The 9,545-nt window shown below is 44.0% G+C and carries 8 protein-coding genes, 1 tRNA gene and 1 pseudogene; 7 read left to right on the top strand and 3 right to left on the bottom strand.

Going from position 1 to position 9,545, the window contains the following annotated elements:
• Window positions 1-21 precede the first annotated feature (21 nt).
• The 3 genes from PLL47_RS13855 to PLL47_RS13845 form a co-directional block, all read right to left on the bottom strand.
• The gene (locus tag PLL47_RS13855) at window positions 22-1,176 is read right to left on the bottom strand and encodes an acyltransferase family protein (protein WP_324447036.1); all 1,155 of its coding nucleotides are present in this window, start codon (window positions 1,174-1,176) and stop codon (window positions 22-24) included.
• Between the two features lie 313 nt (window positions 1,177-1,489).
• A tRNA-Pro gene (locus PLL47_RS13850) sits at window positions 1,490-1,567 on the bottom strand.
• Window positions 1,568-1,748: 181 nt separating this feature from the next.
• Complete coding sequence (locus PLL47_RS13845; RefSeq protein ID WP_324447038.1) at window positions 1,749-2,309, bottom strand: CDP-alcohol phosphatidyltransferase family protein; 561 nt, start codon at window positions 2,307-2,309, stop codon at window positions 1,749-1,751.
• A gap of 290 nt (window positions 2,310-2,599) precedes the next feature.
• Here PLL47_RS13845 and PLL47_RS13840 point away from each other — a divergent pair, with 290 nt between their 5' ends.
• From PLL47_RS13840 to PLL47_RS13810, 7 genes and pseudogenes are all read left to right on the top strand, one after another.
• Window positions 2,600-3,754 carry a (Fe-S)-binding protein gene (locus PLL47_RS13840; protein WP_324447035.1) on the top strand — a complete coding sequence of 385 codons (1,155 nt, stop codon included), beginning with the start codon at window positions 2,600-2,602 and terminating at the stop codon, window positions 3,752-3,754.
• Between the two features lie 815 nt (window positions 3,755-4,569).
• Window positions 4,570-5,211, top strand: a complete 642-nt coding sequence (gene mtbC, locus PLL47_RS13835; RefSeq protein WP_324447037.1) for a dimethylamine corrinoid protein MtbC — start codon at window positions 4,570-4,572, stop codon at window positions 5,209-5,211.
• 26 nt (window positions 5,212-5,237) lie between these two features.
• A pseudogene (mttB, locus tag PLL47_RS13830) lies at window positions 5,238-6,725 on the top strand ([trimethylamine--corrinoid protein] Co-methyltransferase).
• Between the two features lie 29 nt (window positions 6,726-6,754).
• On the top strand, window positions 6,755-7,405 hold the full coding sequence (locus tag PLL47_RS13825) for a methyltransferase cognate corrinoid protein (protein ID WP_324447034.1): 651 nt from the start codon (window positions 6,755-6,757) through the stop codon (window positions 7,403-7,405).
• Window positions 7,406-7,908: 503 nt separating this feature from the next.
• Window positions 7,909-8,970 carry an EamA family transporter gene (locus PLL47_RS13820; RefSeq protein WP_324447033.1) on the top strand — a complete coding sequence of 354 codons (1,062 nt, stop codon included), beginning with the start codon at window positions 7,909-7,911 and terminating at the stop codon, window positions 8,968-8,970.
• Window position 8,971: 1 nt separating this feature from the next.
• Window positions 8,972-9,265: a hypothetical protein gene (locus PLL47_RS13815; protein WP_324447032.1), complete on the top strand. Its 294-nt coding sequence runs from the start codon at window positions 8,972-8,974 to the stop codon at window positions 9,263-9,265.
• An 18-nt stretch (window positions 9,266-9,283) separates the two neighbouring features.
• Window positions 9,284-9,433 (top strand): hypothetical protein, encoded by a 150-nt coding sequence (locus PLL47_RS13810; protein WP_324447031.1) that lies wholly within the window; start codon window positions 9,284-9,286, stop codon window positions 9,431-9,433.
• Window positions 9,434-9,545 lie beyond the last annotated feature (112 nt).

Below are 9,545 nucleotides of genomic sequence, written 5' to 3'. Positions count from 1 at the left end.
CTAGTTACAAAATCTGCGTTTTTAATCTGCTGGCTTCCTTAAGTAAATTCTGAATTTCCTGGGTTCCGCAGAATTCTTCTTTTTACCCACAAGGAAGGGGAAATAATTATTGATCAGGTAAATCACAGGTACCAGGAAGAGAAGGTTAAGAACTGTTAAACCCAGAGCGAAAGCCGTATTGTAATAGAAATACTCAGGCTTGACTCCTAAAATGAGAATTACCAGTTTTGTAAGAACATCCTTGAGTGGGAAGTGTAGAGCAAGTATAATCAGGCTGTTCCTCCCGTAATATTCCAGTATCTTTGAACTTCCTATTTTTTTGAAAAGATAGACAAAGGTAAAGATCCCTGAAAAAGCAAGAATGTAAAATGAAAAGAAGCCACCGTATCTCATAACATTCATGTTGACTTTGTCATCTGTTGGAAACTTCAGCAGGTATCCGAGATATAGCAGGCTCAAAAGAATCGCAGTAACAGGTAAATATTTCTCAACTCTTGAGAACTTTTCTATATACTTTGTATCTAATTTTAAGCTGAGATTTGCTCTTGAATCTGTTTCAGGTTCTGTAAGTCTTCTAAACAGATTTCCCGCTCCATAAAAGACTATTGCAGCCAGAGCTACATCAACATTCCAGGGTATTCTGAAAGATACATATACAGAATAAAGATAGCCAATCACTCCGGCTACAGTAATCCATAGTACAAGTTTTTTCGGTTCCCCATAGTATTTCTTTGCAAGTCCGTAAAAGAGAATTTCGGTTACAAACAGGCAGGTCAGGAACCAGAGAGGTGGATTATAAGATATCATCGGACCCAATGCGTAAAGGATGTGATATGTTCCATGAAGTATGCTGTTTTCAAGAATTGTGATATGTTCAAAAAACTTAATATTTGTGACTCCTGGCTGAAATCCTGTGTCCAGCAAAAAGTAAAACAGACAGGTAATTAGTGCAAAACAAAAGTAAGGCACGATAAGAGACCTGAACCTTCCTTTGACAAAATTTACAGAGGATCCTGTATATTTTCCGAAGTCAAATAAAAATCCAGAAATGAAAAAGAACAGCGGCATATGGAATGAAAATATGTAAGTATCAAGCGCTATCGGCAAGCTGTGGTGTGCAAGCACCACAAGCATAATCCCAATCCCTTTTAATGCATCTATCCAGTGAAGTCTCATATGAACCTAATATATTAACAGTGTTTACAGTATAAAAAAGATTTGCTATTTGCTTTCAGGTTGCGATGTTCCTGGATATCAGGGTATCAAACTGCTTTATCTCGCGTTTCTTAGTTTTTCTCTCCTGTTCGGAAAGCTTGCAGGTTTCGTAATCTTTGTAGCCGGAGCTCAAAAACAAATTCAAAAACATGGTCACAGTTATTTAAGAAAACTCAAAAACGACTAAATTAACTGAAAAATGGAATTTCTCAGCAAAAAAGGAAATCGTAAAACCGCAGAAATATCTAAAAACGTTAAAAAGATGAATGAAGTTTGGTGGGGCCGTTGAGATTCGAACTCAAGTCGCAAGACCCCCAGTCTTGCAGGATGGACCAAGCTACCCTACGGCCCCGCAGAGTAGATTTCTTTTTATCGGATGACAATGGACTTTGTCTTGCTTGCCATCAACCAACTACTGTAATTAAACACGTAGTATAAATGCGTATCGGTAGTGAATGACCTGTATCTAACTCTCTATATTTTTTGAATCGTTCCTCTGTGTTTTTTTACTAATTTTTCCCGGTTTTTCTGGCTTACGGTTTCTGGATATCGGTCTCTGAAGGCTTGCTCAGTATGCTTTTTGCCCTCAGGACTCTCTGGATAATGGTGATATGCGAGAATACTGCTATCAGAACAAGAGCCCAGGCAAGGAAGCCTGAAAGGGCTCCGAAAGCCAGGATAAGCATTCTTTCTGTACGTTCAGCAATTCCTACAGATAGTTTTTTGCATCCCGCAGATTCGGCGCGGGCGCGTGTGTAGCTTACGAGAAATGAACCTATAAGGGCAAATCCAGACCAGAGCCAGCCGTCAACTCCCATGATAGGAGGAAGTACGAGCCATCCGTTAATCACTCCTGCCATAATTCCAAGAAACATCAGCCCATCGGAATAGCGGTCGCATACCGAGTCCAGTACGCCTCCGAAAGGCGTGATCCTGCCTTTAGCCCTTGCAACTCCCCCGTCAAGGACATCAAAAACCCCGCTGAAGAGGATCAGGAAACCTCCTTCAAAGGCTTTTCCCAGGGCGAATGCAGCTCCTGCAGCCACGCTTACCGCAAAACCCAGCAGTGTAAGGGTGTTTGGGGAGAGAGGTATTGAGCGGGCAAATGGAATAACCAGCTTTCTTGCGCTGTTTTTTAAATCATCGAATATTTCAATCCCTTCCTTTACCTGGCTATTGATACTGCATCTTTGGATATAGTCTTATCTTCTTTCGAAAGATCTCCGGGTTAAAGTTTCTAAATCCATTAAGAGATCCTTTTATATCTTTGAAAGGCGGCTTTTCTGATTCAATGGTCTGCATGGATGGGATTCTTCAGAAAGAGGTTTTAAGGATCGATATAAGAATAAAGCCGCATGAGTTTAAAATGATATGGAGTTAAAATATGAATATAGTAGAAGAACACAGGGAAAAATGTATGCAATGTGGGCTGTGTCTTGAGGTATGCCCTGGATACGAAGACCTGAGTTTGCTTGACCGACTTTACGGGTATCTGGAGGGTTCTTCTAATATTGATCCTGATTCCCTGCTGCGCTGCCTTACCTGCGGGCTCTGTATTTCTGCCTGTCCTGAGAATCTAGGGATCAAGCCTCTGATATCTCCTTCCCGGCAGAAATGGGTAAATGAAAACGGCCTTACGGACAGGCAGACTTTGGTGGATCCTGAGGCTGAAAATAACCTTTTCAAAAAGGTTTCTGAAATGGATGAAATCCCTGAGTTCACAAACAGGCCCGGATCTGTCGTATATTTTCCGGGCTGCGCCGGCACCTATATTAACAAAGTGATGGCTCAGGCTGCCGTTGCTCTTCTGGAAAAGGCGGGAGTTGATTATACTGTTCTTAGCGGGCTTGAATACTGCTGCGGTGCGGTGTCAGCAGGTGCCGGAGACCCTGGTCCCATCCGCCGGCACGGGCAGCAAAACATTGAAGAGGTCAGAAAAAGAGGGGCAAAAATCCTTATCACTGCCTGCCCCGGCTGTTTCAAAGCTTTTAAGGATATCTACCCTCGCATTTTTGGGAAACTGGGCTTTGAGGTCCTGCAGATTTCACAGTACATTGACCGGCTTTTAAAGGAAGGCAAACTCACTCCAGAAAAAGCTCTCATACACAGGGTTTTTTACCATGACCCCTGCCATCTGACAAGAGGAATGGGTGTCTACACAGAAGCAAGGGATGTGCTTGAAAAGATTCCGGGGACCTCTCTGGCAAATAAAACCCCTGAAGGTTCGGCATGCTGCGGTTTTGGAGGAGGAGTAAGGGTAAATTATCCTTCCGAATCTATTTCTATAGCTTCCGGCCGTTTCAGGGCTGCTGAAAAACTGGGCTGTGACGTGATCGTAACAAACTGCGGGGGCTGTATGCAGAACCTTATCGAAGCAGGAAAGGATGAAACAATAAAGATTTTTGATCTGGCTGAATATCTTGCCCTCGCTTGCGGAGTAAAAATAGAAAGGCAAGACCGTAAAATGATCGAGCTTGTAAACCGGGCTTACAGTTCATGTGTTTCGGGTTACAAAGAGCCAGACCTTCCACAAAAATAAAACTTTTATCCCCTTTTTTGTAGTTCTCCTATTCTCTGACCTGCCTGCGTTCTATATTGCCGTTTTTCTTTCTCGGGGGGACATTGTACAAAATTCTTTCCCTGAAAAAAATCTAGTATATATTCTTTTTGTTTTTATCCGGTTTTTATTTCAGTTTTAGTCCAACTAAGGGAAAATGAAAAAATGATGTTTAAAAAAAGAAATTCTCAATTTCTAATCCGATCTATATTTTAAAATTTTCTCATAAAACAGCTTCAGTAGCTCTTATCATTTATTCTTATCTCCCGGGGAGCAAAAATTATATTTATCCAAGTTCCTTTAATCTCTTAAAATGATATGGTTATTTTTTTTCGGTTCACATACCTTCAAAAGCCCAACTTTAATATTTGATATTTATATTTTTTCATTCCTTCTTCTTATTTTTTCTCTAAATACTTCATTCAAAAACTTTAAGCCAAAAACTATATATAGAACCCCTGGTTTCATGCCCTCTTTTTTAACAAAATATTTATACCAGTAAATAGAAGTTTATACTGGAGACATCTGTGAAGATGAGTTAACAGACGGGATTTTAAAATGGCACCAAAAACATTCCCTCTGCTAAATCCTCATGAACCCCAGTAAGCAATCATGAAGAATTCATGATCTTGCAGTTTCGCTTGTGGTAATCATGGTTTCCCACGCATGATATCATAAGGTACTTTTCGTGCATCTCATACTCGAAGAGCGTGAGCTAGCATCCCAACCATCATGATTGTTCATGACGATTGGTTGAGACGTCTCCATAGTCTAAAAACTAAAACGGAGGATGCAATATTAGCAAAGAAGAACTGCTTCAGGAACTTGCAGGTGCAGTAATCACCTGTAAGAAGGATGCGGTACTCGCTGCCGTTGAAAAGGCAAAAGGAAAACTGGACCCGTCCGAAATAATTGAAAAAGGACTTGCAGCAGGCATGAACGAAGTGGGGGTCCGCTTTGAAAGAGGCAAACTTTTCTTACCCCATGTAATGATGGCTGCCGACGCGATGACTGCAGGAGTAAATGCCCTTAAGGATCTTATGCCTGAAGGCTCTGAGGGCTCAAAATTGGGCGTTATTGTGAACGGGACTGTAGAAGGCGATGTCCATGACATCGGCAAATCGATCGTGTCCACAATGCTCCAGTCTGCCGGTTTTGAAGTATATGACATCGGCCGTGATGTTCCTATCAAGAACTTTATCCAGAAGGCAAAAGAAGTCAATGCTGACATGATAGGAATCTCTGCTCTTATGACCACAACCCTTCAGGGTCAGAGGGAAGTTATTGAGCTTCTCAAAGAAGAAGGGATGAGGAGTAAAGTAAAGGTCATGATCGGAGGAGCACCTGCAACCCAGGCATGGGCTGATAAGATCGGTGCAGACTGTTACGCAGAAAACGCAAGTGAAGCCGTTGCAAAAGCAAAAGAGCTGCTGGCTTAAATCATTCTTATTCGGAGGTTACAAAAATGGCAAAAAATAATGCAGTTGCAGGATTCAACGCACTTAACGGTGTAGAATTAAACCTTTTTACCACTGATGAACTCAAAGCGATTCACTACGCCACAATGGACGTTCTGATGAACCCCGGTATCCAGGTCTCTGACGCCGAGGCAAGACAGATCTTCAAAGAAAATGGCTGTGAAGTCGACGAAAAAACACATGTTGTAAAGATCCCTGAATACCTTATAAGAAGAGCCCTTCAGCTCGCCCCATCCAGATTTGTCCTCTGGGGCCGCGACAAGAAGTTCAATACCGTCCAGGAATGCGGTGGTAAAGTACACTGGACCTGTTTCGGTACCGGTGTGAAGGTCTGCAAGTACCAGGACGGCAAATACGTAACCGTTGACTCCGTAGAAAAGGACATCGCAGACATTGCAAAGCTCTGTGACTGGGCAGAAAACATTGACTACTTCTCCCTCCCGGTGTCTGCAAGAGATATTGCAGGTCAGGGTGCCCAGGACGTCCACGAGACTCTTACTCCACTCGCAAACACTGCAAAACACTACCACCACATTGACCCGGTGGGCGAGAACGTCGAGTACTACAGGGACATCGTAAATGCCTACTACGGCGGCGATGAAGAAGAAGCAAGGAAAAAGCCAATCTTCTCAATGCTCCTCTGCCCGACCAGCCCGCTCGAGCTCAGTGTCAATGCCTGCCAGGTCATCATCAAAGGTGCACGTTTCGGAATTCCGGTTAACGTCCTGAGTATGGCAATGTCTGGTGGATCTTCTCCTGTTTACCTTGCAGGAACCCTCGTTACACACAACGCTGAGGTCCTCTCCGGTATCACCCTTGCCCAGCTCACAGTACCCGGATCAAAAGTCTGGTACGGAAGCTCAACAACCACCTTCGACCTCAAGAAAGGTACTGCACCTGTCGGATCTCCTGAACTCGGTCTTATCAGCGCTGCAGTCGCAAAGCTTGCCCAGTTCTACGGCCTTCCCTCCTATGTGGCAGGTTCCTAGTCTGACTCCAAGGTTCCGGACAACCAGGCAGGCCACGAAAAGACCATGACCACTCTCCTGCCTGCCCTTGCTGGTGCAAACACCATCTACGGAGCCGGAATGCTTGAGCTCGGAATGACGTTCTCAATGGAACAGCTCGTTATTGACAACGATATCTTCAGCATGGTCAAGAAAGCAATGCAGGGAATACCTGTCTCCGAAGAAACCCTTGCAGTCGAATCTATCCAGAAAGTAGGAATCGGAAACAACTTCCTCGCACTCAAACAGACAAGGCAGCTTGTGGACTATCCCTCCAACCCAATGCTCATTGACAGGCGCATGTTTGGAGACTGGGCAGCAGCCGGCTCAAAGGACCTTGCTACTGTCGCACACGAAAAGGTAGTAGACGTCCTCAAGAACCACGAAGTCAAACCAATCGATGGAGACATCCTCAAGGACATGAAGGCAATCGTAACTAAGGCGGACAAAGCTTTCAGAGGTATGTAATTATATCAGGATATTCAGGAGATCTAAAAATGGCAAACAAAGAAGCATTAATCGCAAAAGCAAAAGACGCAATCACTGATTTTGATGATGAACTTGCAGCAGAAGTCGCAGCAGAAGCACTTGCTGCAGGGATTGACCCTGTAGAACTCATCGAGAAAGGCTTTACCGCAGGCATGCAGGAAGTCGGCGAACAGTTCGAAAAGGGCACTCTTTTCCTTCCTCATGTGCTTGCAGCTGCAGAAGCTATGAACGCAGGCATAGATGTAATTAAGCCGGAAATGGAAAAGCGCAAGTCTCAGACCAAGAGCCTCGGAACAATCGTCATCGGGACCATCGAAGGCGACATCCACTCTATTGGAAAGGACATTGTAGCCTCCATGCTCAACATTGCAGGCTTTAAAGTCGTGGACCTCGGAAGAGATGTCCCGATAAAGACCTTCGTTGAAAAGGCAAAGGAAATCAAACCACAGATAATCGCATCCTCCGCCCTTATGACCACAACCATGGTCAACCAGATCCAGATCGAGGAACAGCTGAAAGAAGCAGGTATCCGCGGTCAGGTAAAGACCATGGTCGGAGGCGCACCCGTTACCCAGGACTGGGCTGACAAGATCGGCGCAGACATCTATGGGGAAAGTGCCACCGATGTCGTCAACAAGGTAAAAGCAGCCTTACTCTGAAGGCTCATTAAGCAGAAAATGCAGGAGATTTATCAAATGCATTTTTTGCCCAACTTTATTTTGTACAGTTTCTGTGTAACCTCTAGTTGACGGCATAAGCAAAATCCTGTATCCGTTTACAATTAACGGATCTGGTCATAACTCACGGGAATCCAGTAAGCACGGTAAAGACTGCGCAGTAAGCCTGTTCAGTTTCACTCTGGAAAATCTCAAGGCTGGTGGCAATTGTCTAAAAAATGGAAACTCAATGCAGTTGTCAAAACGCCTTCAAACTCCAGTTTAGATGGGATTAAAATGAGGGAATAAAAATGGTAATTAAAAACTGTAGTTAAATATAAATATTGTATCCCATAAACTGTAGTGTTGGAATTTAATTTAAATGTAAATATAGTTCCCTGAGATATAAAATGCCCAACAGAGGGTTAGCAAACTGTGCTTTCAGGCTGTGGAATAGGGCTGAGACTGACTCCTGCCCTGAGGGAATTCCACAGTGATTCTGATAAATGGAGGGATTTTCCGTGGATTTAAAAGCCTTAAAAAAACAGGAAAGTAAGAGAAAGATCAGTAAAGGGTACATGTGGGCCCTTTTCTGTGCTGTATTCTGGGGAATCTGGTATCTCCCAGGAACCGTTGTCTGGGTGCTTAATCCATTTGATGAAATGTACGGCGCCATTGCTGCAACAAATGGAGACGGTGTATCCCTGGTTATCACTGCTGTGCTGATAACTGCTTTCAATGCGCTTACCGTCATGATTGCGCTTATGCTCTGGAACGGAGTGCTTGGCAAATATGGAGAACTTGTCCGAACCCTTAAAGAGTTCCATCCCTGTTCTAAATGGTTCTTCCTTGCCTCAATCTTCGGAGGTCCAATGGCAATTCTAGGTTCTTTTATTGCTATGGGCTTTATAGGCGGAGCATTTGCAGCTGTTGCCGGGCTTCTCTACCCTGTAATTGGGTCGATTCTTGCTTACTACTGGTATGGAGAAAAGATCTCAAAGAGGGCAGCAATCGGTATTGCGGTTATCGTTCTCGGAGGTGTTTCTATTTACGGTGGTGGACTCCTGACTGAACTTTCTTCAGGTAACGTCCCATGGATAGGATATCTTGGCGGGTTGATGGCTGCTGCAGGCTGGGGAATTGAAGGCGCAATTGCGGGTAAAGGGCTTGATATTGCAGAGCCGGATGCCGGGCTGACACTTCGTTTCCTTGGAGAGAACATTATCTGGTGGATCATTATTGTGCCGATTCTGGCAATCGTTGGTTTCCCTATGTATTCCTATGCACTCCAGGCTTTTGAGCCTCTGACCCTGCTGGTCCTGATCTTTGCAGGTATCACGTTTGGTTTCTGTTATGTTACCTGGTACAAATCTTTCCCGCTTATAGGTGTTGGAAGAGGTCAGGGTATAGGAAACCTTTACGGGTTCTGTGCGGTCATATTCATCTTCCTTTTCTTCGGAGATGTTCCAGATTGGACTATTCTTGTAGGCGGTACTCTGTGTATCCTTGGGAGTTTCGTAATGTTTACGGAAGAAACAAGTGCACTTGAAACTCTGAGAGGTGAATGAAATGGGAAACAGGCCTATTAAGTTCAGAATTCTGGAGCTTTTCCTGGATGGAAAAGAGTACTGGAACTATGAGATTGTCTCAAAGATCCAGGAAGAGTACAATATGAACAGTGCATATGGAAGGGACAGCATCAACTTCGATATCATTGAGCTTGCATCTGGAGGGATGCTGAAAGATATCGAGCAGAAAGTCGATGAAGCAGGAATCTACAAAAAAGATTTCCTTCTGCACAAGTATGTGATCACTGATTTCGGAAAAGTCCGCGGGTCGGACGCCTGCATGAGGTATGCATAATCTCAAGGAGGTTATAAAATGGTACAAACAGCAGCTGCAATGGAAGCTTACAACGCTTACTGGGCAAATTCTATCATACCGGCCGGGCACACTATGTGGATGGTCCTTATCCTTCTCCTGGCAGTTATTGCCCTCTGGCAGGCAAGGACTTTCGTGTCCAAATTCTGAACCCCAACAGAATACAGCTTCCAGATCTAATATTATAAGCAATATAAATGGTGATAAAAATGGCAACTGAATATGCTTTGAGAATGGGAGACGGGAAGAGGGTCTTCCTTAC

The sequence above is a fragment of the Methanosarcina sp. genome (genome assembly GCF_035390745.1).
Taxonomy (GTDB): domain Archaea; phylum Halobacteriota; class Methanosarcinia; order Methanosarcinales; family Methanosarcinaceae; genus Methanosarcina.
Note: the sequence above shows the minus strand (reverse complement) of the source record. Positions and strands in the feature narration are given on the sequence as shown.

Bases quoted from the DNA above. Each gene is read 5' to 3' on its own strand.
- PLL47_RS13855 (WP_324447036.1), bottom strand. From the start codon at position 1,176: ATGAGACTTCACTGGATAGATGCATTAAAAGGGATTGGGATTATGCTT.
- PLL47_RS13840 (WP_324447035.1), top strand. From the start codon at position 2,600: ATGAATATAGTAGAAGAACACAGGGAAAAATGTATGCAATGTGGGCTG.
- PLL47_RS13825 (WP_324447034.1), top strand. From the start codon at position 6,755: ATGGCAAACAAAGAAGCATTAATCGCAAAAGCAAAAGACGCAATCACT.
- PLL47_RS13820 (WP_324447033.1), top strand. From the start codon at position 7,909: ATGGAGGGATTTTCCGTGGATTTAAAAGCCTTAAAAAAACAGGAAAGT.
- PLL47_RS13815 (WP_324447032.1), top strand. From the start codon at position 8,972: ATGGGAAACAGGCCTATTAAGTTCAGAATTCTGGAGCTTTTCCTGGAT.
- PLL47_RS13810 (WP_324447031.1), top strand. From the start codon at position 9,284: ATGGTACAAACAGCAGCTGCAATGGAAGCTTACAACGCTTACTGGGCA.